A 16,752-nucleotide genomic window follows, 5' to 3' on the forward strand; every position below is an offset into this window, starting at 1 on the left:
CTCCGGACATTGAGTCAGATCCTCTTCGTAAACGCCGCGCAGGTTGTGACGTGCGCGGGTCCTGCGCGTGGTCGTCGCGGGATTGAAATGGGCGAGGCGGGAGTACTGACCGGGACCGCAATCGCGATTGAAAACGAGCGCATCGCGGCGGTGGGTTCGCAGGCAGATCTGGAGCGTGAATTTCCGGACGCTACGCGCATTGATTGTGCGAATACGGTGATCACCCCCGGACTGGTGGACTCGCATACCCATGCGCTTTTTGGCAGAGCGCGGTACGAAGAACATGAGCAGCGCGCTGCGGGTGCGGATTATATGGCTATTGCGCGGCGTGGCGGTGGAATCCACTCATCCGTTGCGGATCTGCGTGCGCGGAGCGAAGACGACCTTTATGCACTTGCACTGCCGCGCCTGCGCAGGCTCGCTTCGTATGGATCGACGACCATTGAAGTGAAGTCCGGTTACGGACTATCGGTCGATGACGAGCTCAAATCGCTGCGCGTTGTCAGGCGTCTTAGCGAAGCACTGCCGATGCGCCTCATACCGACGTGGCTTGGAGCCCACGAGATTCCGCTCGATCATCGGGGGGCTGACAGGAGTCGCTCCGATTACGTAGCCCTTCTGTTGAATGAATTGCTCCCAGTGGTCGCCCGCGATAAGCTGGCTCGCTTCGCTGATGTGTTCTGCGAGCCCGGTGTGTTCACAATCGCCGAAACACGTTCTATCCTCACAGCATCCAGATCGGCCGGCCTCGGGCTGAAACTCCACGCCGATGAGCTCGAACCCTACGGTGGTGCCGAACTGGCCGCCGAGCTGGGCGCTATCTCTGCGGACCACCTCGCCTCGATTTCGGCAGCCGGTATCGAGGCAATCGCAACCTCCGGCACGGTCGCAACGCTTCTTCCCGGCACAATGCTGTTCCTCGGCAAGCACAGGCAGGCGCCTGCGCGCCGTCTCATCGACGCTGGCGCGGCGGTGGCGCTGGCAACCGACTTCAATCCCGGCACTTCACCGACGTTCAACTTTCCCCTCATCCTCACTCTGGGCGTGAGCCAGCTCGGCATGAGCGCAGCGGAGGTTCTTATCGCCGCAACCGTGAACGGGGCGGCAGCGCTTGGGCTCGCCGCAGAAACAGGTCAGATCGCCACAGGTTTTTCAGCCGACCTCGCGATCTTCCACGCAGATGATGTCCGGGAGATACCGTATTGGTACGGTGATCGTCGTTGTAGGAGCACGTGGGCGCGAGGAAAACCTTGTCACGCTTACGGCGCTGCCGATAACTTGAGCGCATAGCGGTAGTCGTCACGCCGGGTGCGCCCGCTGGTCACGCCTCATCACTCAAGATGTCCAACATCGATAAGCTCAAGAAGAAGGCCGCCGAGTTCGAGAACAAAAAACAGTACGAAAAGCCGCTCGAGCTTTACGAGCAGATTCTCAACCACACGCGTGCGGGTGAAGAGGATCGCGAAGTTCCCTTGTACAACAAGGTCGGCGGTCTGCACTACCGTATCGGCAACAACGAGCAGGCCATCGGCTATTACGAGAAGGCTGCAGACCTGTACGCCGAAGGCGGTTTTTTCAACAATGCTATCGCGCTGTGCAACAAGATCCTGAGATACGCGCCAGGCCGGACGGTCATTTACTACAAACTCGGATCCTCAGCGCGAAAAAAGGCTTCAATAGCGACGCCAACCAGAATTTCCTCGAGTACGCAGACCGGATGCAGCGCCTCGGAAAGGTGGACGAGGCACTCCGTGCGCTCAAGGAGTTTTGCGGATCTCTGCCCCGGGCAGGGCGATGTACGGCTCATGCTCGCTGAGCAGCTCGCCCGTGCCGACCGTAAGCCCGAAGCACTGGAGCAATTGCAGCTCCTGTATGAAACACTCGAGTCGGAAGGCCGGACGGTGGAGGCAACAGCCGCTGTCGACCGCATGAAGGTTATCGACCCGTCGTTTCTGCCCACGCGATCGGCGACACCGCCTCAGCGGAAGAAGGATGACCTCGTATTTCTCGACCTGGACTTCAATACCGCTGAACTCGGGGCGCCAGCTACGGATGCGGCAATTGGAGAGGCTATGGGCGCCGGGACCAGCAGCGACGCAGGCGTCATCCCGGAAGGATTTGTACAAGCCGAGCCTGCGGCTGAGACGGAAGAATCCGAACACACTGCGGCAACGGCTGTGCCGGAACGCCAAGTCGAGGCCGCGGCGCCCAGTGCACCGGAAGGTCTCGGGATGACGTCTGTGGAACGCGAGCGCATCGCGGCGATTACGCCATTGTCAGTTCAGTCGATAGATGAAGAAGTCTACTCCGCACCTTCGCCTGCAGCTGCTTCAGACCTCGTCTACATTCTGCCGGACGTCGAAAACCCGGCACTAGCGAACGAGAGCCGCACATGGGAAGACTCGTCTGATGCCGACCCGGTTGGGGGTGACCACAAAATGCAGCTTGAAGCTGAGCTTCTGCATCTCGAGCTGGCGCCGATAATCGACAGTGTGGATTTCCCCACTGCAGAAAAGACGGCAAATCGTACCGGCAGGCAAGGAACCAACGGACTTCCCGATGACGATTTCGTTGACCTGGGCGATTGGCTGGAGCGAAACCGCACGCCGGCCTCCACGAGAATGGTGGCGCACGATCAGGAGCCCGAGGACAACGAGCAGAAGGATTTCGGCGAGATGCTCGACAAGTTCAAGGAAGGTATCTCCAGGAATGTCGATAACGCGGATTTTGAAAGCCACTACGATCTGGGAATTGCTTTCAGGGAAATGGGTTTGCTCGACGAAGCAATTGGATCGTTTCAGAAAGCGTCGCGTGGCGAAGCGCAGCGGCTGCGGGCGTCGGAAGCGATGTGGCAATGTTTCATCGACAAGGATGAGCCGGCGGTCGCGACGGCGGTTCTTCAAGGGCTCGCCCGCGATTCCCAAATGGGCGACTGTCAATTGGTCGGAGTTCTTTACCTGCTCGGACGAGCGGCCGAGGCGCTGGGCCGCCTCGAAGAGGCAGAGTCGTACTACCATCGTGTCATTGCCGTGCATATCAGATTCCGCGACGCCAGCGCCAGACTATCAGCCTTGGCGCAGACATCCCGGTGACCGTCGGTCGCGCTGCGCCGGCGACTCTCACAGCCGGTCGGCCGTCGGACGTGCTCGCCCGGATTCAACAGCCAGTTCGTGAACCGCTGAATTCGGTAACGATGGAGATGGAGAGGATGGTGCTTCATGACGCGCCGCTGGTCGCGCAAATGGGGCAGCACCTCATGGGAATGCGCGGCAAGATGTTTCGGCCGACGCTCGTGCTTCTCTGTAGTGACGTCGAGGGCAAATCTGAACCTCGGGTGGTCGGGCTCGCAGCAGCAGTCGAACTTATCCATCTTGCAACGCTGGTGCATGACGACGCTGTGGATCACTCTGTACTCCGGCGCGGCATGCCAACGCTCAACTCTCTCTTCAGTCACCAGATCTCGGTGATCATGGGAGATTTCCTCTACTCCACCGCGCTGGGGAAGCTGGTCGACGCCGGCGATCTGGAAGCTTTGCGCGTGCTCACCCGCGCATCGACCGATATGAGTGTCGGCGAGATGCGCCAGCTCGCAGTGGTCGACCCGCTCTCGTTTTCTGAAGACGACTATTATGGTCTTATCCGGGCGAAAACGGCCTCCCTCATGTCCGCCGCCTGTGCGGTCGGCGCAATGTGCGGGGCGGCCAGATACTGTGAGGCCTTGACAAGGTTTGGCGAATCTCTCGGAATGGCGTTTCAGATCGCCGATGATCTCATCGACTACACCGAGCAGGAGGAAACCACCGGCAAGCCAACCGGTCTCGACCTGCGCGAGCACAAGGTGACCCTTCCTCTGATTGCGGCGCTCCGCGAGATGTCGCCCGCAAACCGATTGAAGGTGGACAAACTTTTTGCCGGCGGCGAGCCCCGCGATGGCCCAATCGCAGAGGTTATGCGGATGGTTGCCGACAGTGGCGGTCTCGACTACGCGCGTGTTCGCGGCGCTCGCTATGCGGCGAAAGCGGAGGAAGCGTTGAGCGGGCTACCCGACACAGTGGCGCGGTCAGCCCTGATCGAGTCTATTTCCTATGTCATGGAGCGACACGCATAATGCCCCCAAAAAGCGCAACCCGGCACGGAATCGTCTTCAACGGCATCGTTCTGGCAATTGGTTTCATCGTTGGCGGACTCCTCACTCAGGTGGCCCGCAAATTTCTTCCGCCGGGCTCGGCGAAGGAATTCTTCACTACCGGGGTAACACCTTCGGTAGGCGCGCTTCCGGTGGATCTGGTGATCCTGAACTTTGCGCTCGGTCCGGTGGCGCTCGACGTATCCTTGCTCAGTCTGGTGGGCGTTCTGATAGCTTACCTGATTGCCCGTTCGCTCTTCTAGGAGGCAGACATGCTCGGCAACATAGGTTTTCCCGAAATCATGATCATTCTCGTGATCGTTCTGCTCCTCTTTGGCGCGAAGCGAATCCCGGAGATCGCAGGCTCGATGGGGAAGGGCATCAAGGAATTCAAGAAGAATATCAATGACGCCACCCGCGACCTCAACTCGAGCGACGCACCCGGCTATGAGTCACGGCTCACTGCTGCTGAGCTGGAGGCGCGACGAACCACTCCTCAGCCTGAAGATGCAGTGCGTCCTGAGCCGAAGCGGCTCGTTTAACCGGGTTATCGGCCGCGCGGGGCCGAACCCAGCAACGAAAAGAGGCCGTGCGATCAGCGCGGCCTCTTTTGCGTCGTGTGAACAGCGATGTCTACTGCTCGACGATCTGACGGCTGGCGGCCTCGATTTCCTTGCGGCGGTCGGTAACCTTGGCCGACTCGCGCAAATTGGTGAGGAACTCGCGAACTCTCTGCTGCCGTAGCTGAGAGGCCACCTGCGTTCTCTGAGCCGCTTTCGTCCTCTCCCAAACGGCACGATCGGCAACGGTCCGCTGGTCGACCCGAATCACGAATACCGCATCGTACGTTTGAATCGGCCCGCTGACAGCGCCAATGGGAAGCGAAAACGCCGCGCCGATTGCTTCGTTAAGCCGGCCAATACCTTCCGCGCCACTGATGCGAGTGAAAGCAGGACTCTTTGCCACAGGCAGCGCCGCAGCCTGCGCTGCCTGTTCGAGTGAGGCGGCGGCTGCTGACGCCGCAAACTGTTTTGCCCGCGGCATCAGCTTCGCAACCTTGAGCCTTCGGCCCAGCAGCTTTCGAATTTCCGGCGTGGCTTGTTCCAGGCTGGCGATGCCGCCCCGGTTCACCGAGTCGAGGCGGGCGAGATAGTAGCCGTCCTCAGCGTCAAACAGCTCACTGGTCTCGCCTGGTTTTGCACCTTGGAACGCCCACGGCCCAACGCTGGGAACGAACTTGCCGTTGATGACGAGGGCGTCGGTATCGACTACCGACGCTCTCTGAATCGGAATTCCGAGTTTTGTCGCTGCCTGTTGAAAAGCCCCGGGCTTATCGGTCGAGGCAGCGAGTCGTGCCAACTCGTCAGCGCGGCGATCAGTTGCCGTGGCAGCAGAATCGCCCTGGAGTATTGGCAGCAGAATATGTCGCAGCGTCAGAGTGTCGCCCTTCCGCTCGTCGACGCGAATGAGGTGATAGCCGAAAGGCGAAAGAACCGGCTGCGAGATCTCGCCGACGCCGAGTGCGTAAGCCGCTTCCTCGAAGGCCGGCACAAACCGTCCGCGTGCTCCGCTCCCAAGCGAGCCACCGCTCGCGGCCGAAGCCGAGTCGGTGGACTCAGTGCGGGCGACATCCTCGAATTTTTCTCCGCCAGAGATGCGTGCGCGGAGTGCCCCAAGGCGGTTCCGCACCGATGCGCTGTCCGACGCAGTTACCGATCGGGGAATGGCGAGTACCGAGACGACCGCGTGGCCCGGTCTGTTGAAATCTTCCTTGTTGCTGTTGTAATAATCTTTGATCTCCGACGCGGGCACGCTCACTGCCGAATCCGGCAGCATCTCCGGCCTGAATGCAACGTAGGAAATCCGAGCGGTATCGTGGGAGTCTTTCCAGATACTCCAAAGCCGCTCATCGCTGACGTATACATCTGCGGCCACCTGTTCGAACAACTTTTCCCTCGGGACCGCGTTTCGATAGTACGACTCGAGCTGGACCAGAATGCCCTGTTGCCGCGCGGCCGCGCTGGACAGAAAGCGCCGGTATTTTTCCGGATCGAACTGACCATCTGTCTGTAGCTCCGCGCTCTGAGCAAGCTCCGGCGGCGGGCTGAACTTTGCCGCTTCAGCCAGTTCTTCGTCAGTGACGTTGATCCCACGCCGCAGATATTCCTGTTTCAGCAGCACGTCGGACACTAGTTGCTCGAACGCCTGGTCTGACAAACGCTTGCGTTCATCGAGCGACACTCCCCGCCCGGACTGCTGCGTTGCCTGCTGTTCAAGGACGGCAGTCGCGTTATACCAGGCAGTCGCGAGAATGTCTTCGCCATTCACCGTCGCTACCGCGGTATTGGTGCGCACAGGGCCGCTTCCGAGTAGTCCTGACGTCTCGGCCAGAAGAAAGCCGCCGACGAAAAAGATGATGAGGAAAATCCAGATGTACTTTGCGGAACTCCGCATCGATTGCAGCAAGGGGCCTACTCCTGACAGGGCCGGGAAATCAGCGTGAAAAGAGGTGTGGAACAGCCTCGCAAATTATCGGCGCGGCGGTCGTAAAAGCAAGAAGCACAGGCACTTCGTGCGATTGACGCAAGTCCTCCTCACGCGGTATCTTCAGCCATTCTGCACCGAGTGCGGAGACAGCAGTACAAACCAGAGGTTCAAGGATGCAAAGCTCAACCCGGATCGACGAGCTAAGGGCCAGATTTTACGAGAATCCACGCCGGTATTTCGCGCCACTCGCAAACGAGTATCGCAAGGCCGGTGATCCGGAACAGGCCATAGCAATTTGCCGAGCGCACCTGACGCAACAGCCTGGTCACATGAGTGGCCACGTCGTCTGTGCGCAGGCGCTTTTCGACGCGCAGCGCACTGACGAAGCGAGAACGGTTTTCGAGCAGGCCCTCGCTCTTGACCCGGATAACGTCATTGTGCTTCGGCACCTCGGCGATATAGCGCGCGAGAGTGGTGAGACTGCGGAGGCTCGTCACTGGTACACACGGGGCCTGAACAGCGATCCGCATGATACCGAGATTGCCGCTTATCTCGCCCAATTGACCGAACCGCTTGGAATTGCCGCTCCGCCGTCATCGGCCCACGGGTCGCCAGTAGACGCCGAGTCGAGCGCGGAGTCGACCGGGGCACTTGTGGGAGCCCCATCGGAGGAACCTGCGGCTGTTGCGCGCGAGAGCAGTGACGATGTCGAGCTCGTTCATGAAGCGCCGCTCGCGGAGGATGTCGACGCTGTCCCGGGATTACAGCCTGAAGTGGACCTGGAGCCCGTTCTCGAACCGGTTCATGAGACGGACGTGGAGCCCGTTCGTGAACCGGCGCTTGAAGTGGAAGTCGAGGCTGTGCGCGAACCGGGGCCCGAGGTGGACCTCGAAGAGATTCGTGAACCGCCGCCCCCGTCTGCCCCGGATGTTCCCGAGTCGCTGTTCGGAGGAGATGCTGAACCGCTCGATGCGCATTCGCCGGAAGTCGGCGTGGAAAGCACGGGTGACGCGCGACTTGATGCCGATGTCGAACCCGTGGATCCGGCAGTCTCGACGATTCCCCGGGAAAGAGGGCCGTTTGTCACCAGTACGATGGCGGAACTCTACATTCAGCAGGGATTCAAGGCGCGGGCACTCGAGATTTACCAGCAGCTCGCTTCAGAGCGTCCGGATGATTGCGAGATAGCCGATCGGCTCTCGGCGCTGTCTCTTGCTGCCGCTGCCATCGAGCCGGACGGCGAGAGAGCAACGAATGAACAGTTCGAGGATGCGACCGAGACCGAAAGCACCCCGTTACCGGCCGATGAGCTGGGATCTCCGACGTCATCGGTAGAGTCACATTTCACCGAAACTGAACTGGTCGGTGGGGGTGACAGCTGGGATACCGACAACTGGGCGGCGGGGTTTTCGTCCACAGAAGCGGTGGACTATGGCGACCTTCACTCTCCTGATGTGGAATCGGAGTCCGGTAACGCTGCCGGCGCCGAACTCCTGGCCGATGCGGGAAAGCTCGATACAAATCTGATTGCGGACAGGTGGGGCGAGGCTGACCCCGCGGAAGATCTGGCGGTCGAGCAGAGCGACTCCAAGCCCGTTGCAGATCTGGGAGTTGCGCAAAGCGACTCTGACCTGGTCGCGTACGCCCCGCTCACGCCGACACTGTTCGGGGGGAACGATGCGCCTGACCCCGGGCCTGCCGATGCGGATCAGGTTACCGCCTCCGACTTCGGTGGCGTTCCTGACACCCTGCAATTTAACGAGCGGATGCCGAAGCGCGGGCCCACAATCCGCGAGTTCTTCGCAACCCTGGGTGCAAAACGGCCTCCGGGGCATGCAGCACCGGACGGTCAGGTCGCGGGCGACCTCGCTCCGCCACTTGCCAGCGCGTTTGACGATCTTTTTCCGGGAGAGGTCATCAGCGGCGAGCACAGTCGGGCCGCGTTCGCGCTCAGCGGTGCTGTCGGTGGCCTGCTGCCGCCGTCAGCGCAGGCCGCCACGACCGAAATGCCTCACACGAAAGCGGCGGCAGCCGCGTCTCCGCCAGGGGGAGGGTCCCCCCAACCCGCCGCAGCCGCGGCTGCGCCATCATCAGCTGAGGCGGGGCAGGAATCGGAAGAAGACATTCGAAAGTTTCGCGAATGGCTGGACGGTCTTGCCCAGTCGTGTAGAGAGCGGTCATCAACGGCCCGAACCTGAATCTGCTTGGCAAACGCGAGCCCGCGGTTTATGGCACGAAGACGCTTGCGCAGATAGAAACACGGCTACGCGAGATCGGGTCGAACCTTGGGTGCAATCTCACGTTTTCCCAGTTGAACGGAGAAGGCGAGATCGTGAGTGCAATTCACGAAATGCAGGGTGTCGCCGACGGCATTCTCATTAACGCCGGAGCTTACTCGCACACTAGTCTGGCGATAAGGGATGCGTTGACCGGAGTGAATGTGCCGTTCGTGGAAGTCCACCTCACGAACATCTACGCGCGCGAAGCCGAACGCCAACATTCGGCTCTCGCGGTCAGCGCTGTCGCGGTGGTCTGCGGGTTTGGAGCAATGAGTTACGAGCTCGCGCTGCGTGGACTTGCGGCGCGTCTCTCCGGAACCGCAGGTGACTGACCGGAGGCCAGCGCGATTGACCGCGCTTGGCGAAAGGCTCAGAACAGAGAAGATCGACGCGCTCCTTCTCACCGCGCTCCCCAATATTCGGTACCTGACCGGATTCTCTGGTACGAGTGCGCTCGCCCTCGTAACCGGATCAGACGTCAGGCTCATCACCGACTTCCGCTACGAAACCCAGGTGGCTGACGAGGTCGGCGACGCTGCCCGCGTCAGAATCGAACCTGTGAGCCTGTGGACCGGCCTGTGGGATATGCTGCACCGGCTGGGAGGCATAGAAGTGGTTGGCTTCGAGTCTGCGCACGTCTTTCACCGGGATTTTCAAAGACTTCTCGGTGACGGCGGGCGCTGGCAGTGGCGGCCGCATGTGAATCTGGTCGAGGATCTTCGTGAGTCCAAGGACGATGATGAAGTCGCGTTGATTGCTGAAGCGGCCCGGATCGCCACGGGCGCGTTGAACAGGGTACTCCCCGCGATAGAGTCCGGCATGAACGAGTTGAAGGTTGCCGGGATACTCGAGAAGGCGTTACGGGAGGAAGGAAGCGAGGAAGCTCCATTTGCCCCGATAGTTGCTTCGGGCCCGCGCTCCGCACTGCCTCACGCAAGGGCATCGTCGCGCACTATCGAGCGGGGTGACCTCCTGCTCCTGGATTTCGGGGCTCAGTATCAGGGATACTGCTCGGACATCACCAGAACCGTAGTGGTGGGAAGTCCGACCGACGAGCAACGCGAGGTTTATGACGTTGTGAAGGGTGCGAATGACGTTGCGACGCGCTCCGTACGTGTCGGAATGTCGGGAATGGCTGCTGACGCGCTCGCCCGGAGCTACATTGAGCGCCATGGGCACGGGGCCGGCTTTGGCCACAGCCTTGGACACGGTCTTGGCCTCGAGGTCCATGAAGCGCCGCGGCTTGCCCGTACTGTACAGGCGGAGCTGAGGCTGGGAACAGTAGTGACGATCGAGCCTGGTATTTACCGGGCGGGGTGGGGAGGCGTCCGTATTGAGGACGACGTCCACCTCTCAGCGAACGGTCCGCAGATTCTGACGAACTTTTCCCGGGAGCTAATCGAGGTCGCATGACAAATCATTCACTCATGCAGGACGCACGACAATCGCCTTACGGAAGGGGAGCAGCGGCGGAGGTGAAAGGATGATAGATCTGCGCTTCGTCAAGAAGCTGGTGGACATGATCGATGCATCGTCAGTGGATTCGATCGAGATCTCGTCCGACAAGGGAATGAAGATCCGCATTTCCAAGACGTCGCAACAGCGTGCCACGGTACAGATTGCTGCACCTATGGCGGGCGCACCGGTAGCGACAATCGGAATTGCGTCACCTGCTGCTCCCGCCATCGACACTGCCGCGGCAACGCCGAAAGAGCTCGAGGCGCGAACGGAAGCGGCGAAGTCGAAACTGCTGGAAGTGAAGTCGCCAATGGTGGGCACGTATTACGGAGCGCCGGAACCCGGTGCAAAACCTTACCTGGCTGTGGGCGAGCGAATTTCGACAGGCCAGATTCTCTGCATCATCGAGGCGATGAAAATCATGAACGAGATTGAATCGGAATTCGATGGAGTCGTCAAAGAAGTCCTTGCTCAGAACTCGCACCCCGTCGAGTACGGCCAGGTGCTCTTCCGTATCGATCCCAATGGCTGATCCAGATTCAGAGACAGCGGCCACCGCTGGCGGCAACTTCGATTATCGCATCGTACTCCGCCAGATGCTCGAACAGAACGCATCCGATCTTCACCTGAAAGTCGGATGTCCTCCGACACTTCGCGTGAACGGGGAGCTGCGGTCGATGCCAATGGCGCCTCTTGGACCGACGACATGAAGGCGCTCGCCGATCAGATCATGCCGGCCAAACGACAAAAGGCATTTGCCGAAATGAAGGAGGCGGATTTTGCGCTTGGTGTTCCAGGTATTGGACGTTTTCGGGTCAACGCATTTCAGCAGCGCGGCACAATTGCCGACGCGTTCCGTATCGTGCCCTTTCAGGCGAGCACCGTTGCCGAGTTGAATCTTCCTCACGTCGTCGAGGAGATAGCGCTCAAGCCACGCGGCCTTGTTCTCGTGACGGGTATGACCGGTTCAGGAAAATCGACGGCGCTGGCGGCGATGATCCAGTACATCAATCAGCACCGCCAGGCCAATATCATCACGATCGAAGACCCGATCGAGTTCCTGTACCGCGACAACAAGTCGCAGATCAACCAGCGGGAAGTCGGCACGGATACGGCGAGCTTTTCACAGGCGCTCAGACGTGTGCTCCGTCAGGATCCTGATGTCCTGCTGGTCGGTGAGATCCGGGATCTCGACACGCTGGACACCGCCATGAATGGAGCCGACACCGGCCACCTTGTATTCTCGACTCTGCACACTACCGACGCCACTCAGACGATTAACCGCATCCTTTCGTTCTACGCTCCGCACCAGCAGGCGGAAGTGCGGTTTCTTCTTGCCCGCTCGCTGGAGGCGGTCATCTCGCTGTGGCTCGTGCCACGCGCGGACAAGCCCGGGCGCGTGCCCGCGGCTGAAATACTTGTAAACACGGCTGCCGTTCGTGAGAACATCCGTGACATGTCCAAGTCGCTGAACATCCCCGAGCTGATAGCGGAAGGCACGGTGCAGTACGGGATGCAGAGCTTTGACCAGTCGCTTATGAACTGGTACATGAAGGGTGTCATCTCGTACGAGAATGCCCTCTACTTTGCGACGAGTCCGAGCGAGTTCGCGCTGCGGATTCAGGGCGTGGCTGGTGCGAGCGATTCTACCTGGGATACCGTGAGTCTGGATGCGACTGCCTGACGGTCGCTGAATTATGTTCAAGAAGGTACTAATTGCGAACCGTGGTGAGATCGCGCTACGGGTGATTCGCGCCTGTCGTGAGCTCGGACTGCAGACGGTGGCGGTTTATTCGGAAGCAGACCGCGAGTCGCTGCACGTCCGGTTTGCGGACGACGACGTGTGCATCGGCCCTGCTCCAGCGCGCGATTCATACCTTAAAATCCCGCGAATAATCGCCGCGGCTGAGATTGCTGGTGCCGATGCCATTCACCCTGGGTATGGCTTCCTCGCCGAAAATGCCGAGTTTGCGGAAACCTGCGAGGCGAGCAACATCACGTTTATCGGGCCGACCGCCGATCAGATTCGCACCATGGGCGACAAGGCGTCGGCGCGAAACGCGATGGTCAAAGTCGGCGTTCCCATAGTGCCAGGCAGTCCAGGCCCGGTGGAAGACGCCGAGGAAGCGCTCATCTTCGCGCGTGACATCGGGTTTCCGGTAATCATCAAGGCGACCGCTGGCGGGGGCGGAAAGGGTATGCGGGTAGCGACAGAACCCGATGACTTCGTCCGCTCCTTCCAGCTCGCACGATCCGAAGCACTTTCTGCATTTGGAAACGGCGACGTGTACGTCGAGAAATATCTTGCGCGGCCCCGTCACATAGAGTTCCAGATCATGGGCGATCGTTACGGCAACGTGATCCATCTCGGCGAGCGGGACTGCTCGGTGCAGCGTCGGCATCAAAAACTGATCGAGGAATCGCCGAGCCCCGCGCTCACCCCGGAACTGCGCGCCGCGATGGGAGAGGCCGCGGTGAAGGGTGCCAAGGCGATCGATTACGTCGGCGCAGGCACCATGGAGATGCTGCTCAATGACGACGGAAATTATTTCTTCATGGAGATGAACACCCGCATCCAGGTCGAGCATCCGGTAACGGAGATGCTTACCGGCATCGATCTGGTAAAGGAACAGATACTGGTGGCGGGAGGCGCAAAACTCTCGATAACTGAGACGCCTCCATACAGGGGCCATGTGATCGAGTGCCGGGTAAACGCAGAAGATCCCGCTCGGAGTTTTCAACCCTGCCCGGGGCGACTGGATGTCTTTCATCCGCCCGGTGGCCCGGGCGTGCGGCTCGACACTCACGTGTACACCGGATACACAGTACCGCCGTTCTACGACTCGCTCCTGGCAAAGCTGATCTGTCAGGGACGGGATCGCCGGGAAGCGCTCAGACGGATGCAGGTTGCATTGGAGAGCTTCATCATCGAAGGTGTGACGACGACGATTCCTTTCCTTGCGCGAGTGATGGCGAACAAGCGTTTCCAGGACGGCGAAGTGGATACGAAGTTTCTCGAGCGTGAGACAGATTTGTTCAAGGAGCCCGCCTAGTTGAGGCTGGACGTGTTCATGTCGCCTCGCGAGTTGTCACCGGGCGACGTTCAAGGGCGGGTAGTGGCAGTCATCGATGTTCTGCGGGCCTCGACAAGCATTGCTGTCGCGCTTTATAACGGCGCGAGGACGGTGGTACCGGTTGAAAGCGTGGACGACGCCCTCAGCGTTGCAAGGCCATTTGAAAGAACACAGGTTCGTCTCAGCGGCGAACGGCGAATGCTTCGCATACCAGGATTCGATCTCGGCAATTCGCCCGCCGAGTTTTGCGCCGAGGCCGTCGCGGGACGGACGGTTGTGATAAGTACCACGAATGGTACGCGTGCCCTGCTCAACCTTCATGGCGCGCGCGACATTGTTGTCGCTGCGTACGTAAATCATGCCGCGGTTTCGGCCTTGCTGCGCACGGCGGCCCGGTCGGATATCGACATCGCGATTGTCTGCGCGGGTGACGAGGGGCATTTTAGTCTCGAGGACGCGGCATGCGCCGGCAGATACGTCCGATCGATCACGAAACAGGGGACGTCGGTGGTTCACAATGACGCCGCCAGTGCCGCAGACCTCATCGACCGAATGTATGGCGACAACATCGCGAAGATCTTCGAAGAATCGACCCACGGAAAAGCGCTCGCCGAAGCAGGGTTCAACGACGACCTCGTGGCGTGTGCCACATTGGATTCGCACCCTGTGGTCCCCATCTACCAGGACAAGCAGATCACCCGCCTCGGCCCCGACAGGGACCGCTGACAGCATGGGCGGCGGCTCCGGGCTGAAGCGCGAGCTCCTTGGCATCGCGCTGCTGCTGCTGGCGCTCTTCCTTGCCGGGGCCCTGGCTATGCAGGGCATCGCGATGCTCGGCGCCGGAGGCGATGTCGCTGGCAGTTTTGGCTGGATGGGTACGTTGCTGGCGTCGCCGCTAGCTGAATTTCTCGGGTGGCCAGCCGCCGCACTCATTCCGGTTGCTCTGGCGGCGCACGCGTTGCGGCTTTTTGGACGACTCGACAGATCTACAGATCGGTCGTGGCTGGTGTTTCTGCTCGGTATGGTAGTTCTCCTGCCCGTTGCTGTCGGTCTGGCTGAAGGCGGCGGCCGGACGGAAACAGCGAGTGTTCTGAGCGGCTGGTGGGGCGGACTGACGTCATTTTATCTCCTCGAGTTCGCGGGATACGCGGGCGCGTGGATTGTCGTGCTCCTCTCGCTTTCGGCGTTGATGGCGGCGACGTTGTCGTGGAACCCGGTACGAGCATTGATCGGAAGGCGTGGCGAGGCCGGTTCCACGCTGACTGCGGGCTCTGGTCGTAACGGTGTTTCCGGGGAACATAGGAACGGGGAGACCGCGCGGAAAGAAGTGAGGGTGACGGAGCCGGCTCCCGAGGAGATGCCCGCTGTCGACATGAGCTTGATGGACCGGTTAAGGGGGGGGCCGGATGAGGCTTCGGACGACACGCGATCGACGAAGAAACGGGAGAAAAGATTCCGGCAAGACAGTGGCGCTGAGCGGGACAGCCGAATCGCCGCGGCGATCGACTCGACGGCGTCAGCATCATCCGGAACAGCAGACGACGAGCTTCCGAATGCTGATCTTCTAACTCGCGCGCCGAAGCGGAACACCGCTGACGGTGATCGGGAGCTGGATGCAATGGGTGTGAAGCTGATGGATGCTCTACGTACTTTCCGCGTCGACGGCGATCTTGTCGGCCGCACGACCGGGCCGGTGGTCACCCAATACGAAGTTGCCCCGGCTGCGGGCGTAAAGGTGCGTCAGTTCGCGACACTCGCCAACGACCTCGCGCTTGCAATGCGCGCGCAAAGCATCCGCATCGTCGCCCCTATTCCGGGGAAGGGTGCCGTGGGAGTCGAAGTACCCAATCCGACTCCGGAGATGGTCGCGTTCCGCGAAATGATCGAGTCCCGGGAATACCAGAAGATGCCCGCGGCGTTGCCGATTGCACTCGGCAAGGATCTCGAAGGCAGAGCAGTTATCGCCGACCTCGCCAAAATGCCTCACCTGCTCATCGCCGGCGCAACGGGTTCCGGCAAATCGGTGTGCGTCAACACGCTGATCACCAGTCTGATCTACCGGCACACGCCCAGGACACTGCGCTTTCTGATGGTCGATCCGAAGATGGTTGAACTGTCGGTGTACAACGTGCTGCCGCACTTGAGGCATAAGGTGGTTACCGACAACCGCGACGCAGCGGCTGTGCTCAAATGGGCGGTGTTGGAAATGCAGGACCGCTACGAGCTGCTGGCCGCTAATGGTGCGCGGAACATTCAGGATTTCAATCGCAAAGTCGAAGAAGGGGCGCCGCTGAAAACGCCCAGGCGGCCTGATGTTGCATTCGAGAACAACGAATATAGCGGCGGAATTCTGCCCTATATCGTGCTCATCATCGATGAGCTTGCTGACCTGATGATGACAGTTCAGGCCGAAGTCGAGACGCCGCTTGCAATGCTGGCGCAAAAGGCCCGCGCCATCGGCATCCATATCATTCTGGCCACGCAGCGGCCGAGTGTGAACGTGCTCACGGGTTTGATCAAGGCGAACTTCGCGAGCAGGATTGCCTTTCGGGTTGCATCCCAGATTGATAGCCGCACCATTCTCGACGGCATGGGCGCCGAGTCGTTGCTGGGTAACGGTGACATGCTGTTCGTGCCGCCGGGCAAGTCCGAGCCGTCGAGATTGCAGGGCGCATTCATCTCGAGCGAAGATACTGAGCGAATCACGCGCTGGTATGAGGAAAAAGAGCAGCGTCGGCGTGAAGCCGCGGAGGCGAAAGGGCTGTTGGTCGAGGAGTCAAAAGAGGTTGATATCCTCGAGACGATGCGTAAGCGGGAAGCCGAGGCTGCCGCGGGGGGCGAAAGCGAGGATGCCAGTGATGGCGACCGCGACAAATTGTTCAGAGAAGCCGCTGAGATAGTCATACAGCACCAGCAGGGATCCACATCACTGCTTCAAAGACGGCTCAAGGTGGGATATGGACGCGCGGCGCGGATCATCGACCAGCTTCACGCAGCCGGATTGCTTGGACCGCCAGACGGATCGCGTCCTCGCGATGTTCTGGCAGGCCTGGACGATCTCGACCGGATCTGCGGACCGCGACATTGACGGCAGTGGTAAACGCTGTTGAGTAACTGCGGCGCACCGCAGCATTGGCTGAGGGTTACCGCTGCTGGTGCCGTCAGTCAATCGAATATTGTTTCAGAGCCGTGCTGACTGCGGCCGCGACGGCTTCACGGTAATGTGAAGGGGCCTGCCGCATTTCGATGGATTTCCACCCGGAAACTTGCACCCCGGATGGCAGACTGCAAATGCGTATCGCGGGATTTCGTATCTATCAGAAATGGG

The 16,752-nt window shown here is 60.2% G+C and carries 15 protein-coding genes; 14 read left to right on the forward strand and 1 reads right to left on the reverse strand.

Annotated elements, in window-relative coordinates:
* Positions 1 to 9 precede the first annotated feature (9 nt).
* From hutI to WKF55_10490, 5 genes are read left to right on the forward strand one after another with little or no spacing between them, the layout of a single operon-like run.
* The gene (gene hutI / locus WKF55_10470; protein MEJ7759997.1) at positions 10 to 1,290 is read left to right on the forward strand and encodes an imidazolonepropionase; all 1,281 of its coding nucleotides are present in this window, start codon (positions 10 to 12) and stop codon (positions 1,288 to 1,290) included.
* A gap of 50 nt (positions 1,291 to 1,340) precedes the next feature.
* Positions 1,341 to 3,092, forward strand: a complete 1,752-nt coding sequence (locus tag WKF55_10475; GenBank protein MEJ7759998.1) for a tetratricopeptide repeat protein — start codon at positions 1,341 to 1,343, stop codon at positions 3,090 to 3,092.
* Positions 3,089 to 4,108 (forward strand): polyprenyl synthetase family protein, encoded by a 1,020-nt coding sequence (locus WKF55_10480; GenBank protein MEJ7759999.1) that lies wholly within the window; start codon positions 3,089 to 3,091, stop codon positions 4,106 to 4,108. The genes WKF55_10475 and WKF55_10480 overlap by 4 nt, the downstream gene beginning before the upstream one ends.
* A complete protein-coding gene (locus tag WKF55_10485) occupies positions 4,108 to 4,389 on the forward strand; it encodes a hypothetical protein (protein ID MEJ7760000.1) in 282 nt (93 codons plus the stop codon). The genes WKF55_10480 and WKF55_10485 overlap by 1 nt, the downstream gene beginning before the upstream one ends.
* Positions 4,390 to 4,398: 9 nt before the next feature.
* Positions 4,399 to 4,668 carry a twin-arginine translocase TatA/TatE family subunit gene (locus tag WKF55_10490; GenBank protein ID MEJ7760001.1) on the forward strand — a complete coding sequence of 90 codons (270 nt, stop codon included), beginning with the start codon at positions 4,399 to 4,401 and terminating at the stop codon, positions 4,666 to 4,668.
* A gap of 91 nt (positions 4,669 to 4,759) precedes the next feature.
* Here WKF55_10490 and WKF55_10495 read toward each other — a convergent pair whose 3' ends face one another.
* The gene (locus WKF55_10495; GenBank protein ID MEJ7760002.1) at positions 4,760 to 6,592 is read right to left on the reverse strand and encodes a peptidyl-prolyl cis-trans isomerase; all 1,833 of its coding nucleotides are present in this window, start codon (positions 6,590 to 6,592) and stop codon (positions 4,760 to 4,762) included.
* Positions 6,593 to 6,786: 194 nt separating this feature from the next.
* Between WKF55_10495 and WKF55_10500 the strand changes: the two genes are divergently transcribed.
* From WKF55_10500 to WKF55_10540, 9 genes are all read left to right on the forward strand, one after another.
* Complete coding sequence (locus WKF55_10500; protein MEJ7760003.1) at positions 6,787 to 8,811, forward strand: tetratricopeptide repeat protein; 2,025 nt, start codon at positions 6,787 to 6,789, stop codon at positions 8,809 to 8,811.
* A gap of 2 nt (positions 8,812 to 8,813) precedes the next feature.
* Positions 8,814 to 9,224 carry a type II 3-dehydroquinate dehydratase gene (locus WKF55_10505; GenBank protein MEJ7760004.1) on the forward strand — a complete coding sequence of 137 codons (411 nt, stop codon included), beginning with the start codon at positions 8,814 to 8,816 and terminating at the stop codon, positions 9,222 to 9,224.
* Positions 9,217 to 10,305: an aminopeptidase P family protein gene (locus WKF55_10510; GenBank protein MEJ7760005.1), complete on the forward strand. Its 1,089-nt coding sequence runs from the start codon at positions 9,217 to 9,219 to the stop codon at positions 10,303 to 10,305. The genes WKF55_10505 and WKF55_10510 overlap by 8 nt, the downstream gene beginning before the upstream one ends.
* 70 nt (positions 10,306 to 10,375) lie before the next feature.
* Complete coding sequence (accB, locus tag WKF55_10515; protein ID MEJ7760006.1) at positions 10,376 to 10,882, forward strand: acetyl-CoA carboxylase biotin carboxyl carrier protein; 507 nt, start codon at positions 10,376 to 10,378, stop codon at positions 10,880 to 10,882.
* Positions 10,875 to 11,060: a hypothetical protein gene (locus tag WKF55_10520; GenBank protein MEJ7760007.1), complete on the forward strand. Its 186-nt coding sequence runs from the start codon at positions 10,875 to 10,877 to the stop codon at positions 11,058 to 11,060. The genes accB and WKF55_10520 overlap by 8 nt, the downstream gene beginning before the upstream one ends.
* Complete coding sequence (locus WKF55_10525; protein MEJ7760008.1) at positions 11,057 to 12,034, forward strand: PilT/PilU family type 4a pilus ATPase; 978 nt, start codon at positions 11,057 to 11,059, stop codon at positions 12,032 to 12,034. The genes WKF55_10520 and WKF55_10525 overlap by 4 nt, the downstream gene beginning before the upstream one ends.
* Before the next feature lie 13 nt (positions 12,035 to 12,047).
* Positions 12,048 to 13,403 (forward strand): acetyl-CoA carboxylase biotin carboxylase subunit, encoded by a 1,356-nt coding sequence (gene accC, locus WKF55_10530; GenBank protein MEJ7760009.1) that lies wholly within the window; start codon positions 12,048 to 12,050, stop codon positions 13,401 to 13,403.
* Positions 13,404 to 14,150 (forward strand): 2-phosphosulfolactate phosphatase, encoded by a 747-nt coding sequence (locus WKF55_10535; protein MEJ7760010.1) that lies wholly within the window; start codon positions 13,404 to 13,406, stop codon positions 14,148 to 14,150.
* A gap of 4 nt (positions 14,151 to 14,154) precedes the next feature.
* Positions 14,155 to 16,512 carry a DNA translocase FtsK gene (locus WKF55_10540; protein MEJ7760011.1) on the forward strand — a complete coding sequence of 786 codons (2,358 nt, stop codon included), beginning with the start codon at positions 14,155 to 14,157 and terminating at the stop codon, positions 16,510 to 16,512.
* Positions 16,513 to 16,752 lie beyond the last annotated feature (240 nt).

The sequence above is a fragment of the Gemmatimonadaceae bacterium genome (genome assembly GCA_037721215.1).
Taxonomy (GTDB): Bacteria; Gemmatimonadota; Gemmatimonadetes; order Gemmatimonadales; family Gemmatimonadaceae; genus UBA4720.

Bases quoted from the DNA above. Each gene is read 5' to 3' on its own strand.
- WKF55_10475 (MEJ7759998.1), top strand. From the start codon at position 1,341: ATGTCCAACATCGATAAGCTCAAGAAGAAGGCCGCCGAGTTCGAGAAC.
- WKF55_10485 (MEJ7760000.1), top strand. From the start codon at position 4,108: ATGCCCCCAAAAAGCGCAACCCGGCACGGAATCGTCTTCAACGGCATC.
- WKF55_10490 (MEJ7760001.1), top strand. From the start codon at position 4,399: ATGCTCGGCAACATAGGTTTTCCCGAAATCATGATCATTCTCGTGATC.
- WKF55_10500 (MEJ7760003.1), top strand. From the start codon at position 6,787: ATGCAAAGCTCAACCCGGATCGACGAGCTAAGGGCCAGATTTTACGAG.
- accB (MEJ7760006.1), top strand. From the start codon at position 10,376: ATGATAGATCTGCGCTTCGTCAAGAAGCTGGTGGACATGATCGATGCA.
- WKF55_10520 (MEJ7760007.1), top strand. From the start codon at position 10,875: ATGGCTGATCCAGATTCAGAGACAGCGGCCACCGCTGGCGGCAACTTC.
- WKF55_10525 (MEJ7760008.1), top strand. From the start codon at position 11,057: ATGAAGGCGCTCGCCGATCAGATCATGCCGGCCAAACGACAAAAGGCA.
- accC (MEJ7760009.1), top strand. From the start codon at position 12,048: ATGTTCAAGAAGGTACTAATTGCGAACCGTGGTGAGATCGCGCTACGG.
- WKF55_10540 (MEJ7760011.1), top strand. From the start codon at position 14,155: ATGGGCGGCGGCTCCGGGCTGAAGCGCGAGCTCCTTGGCATCGCGCTG.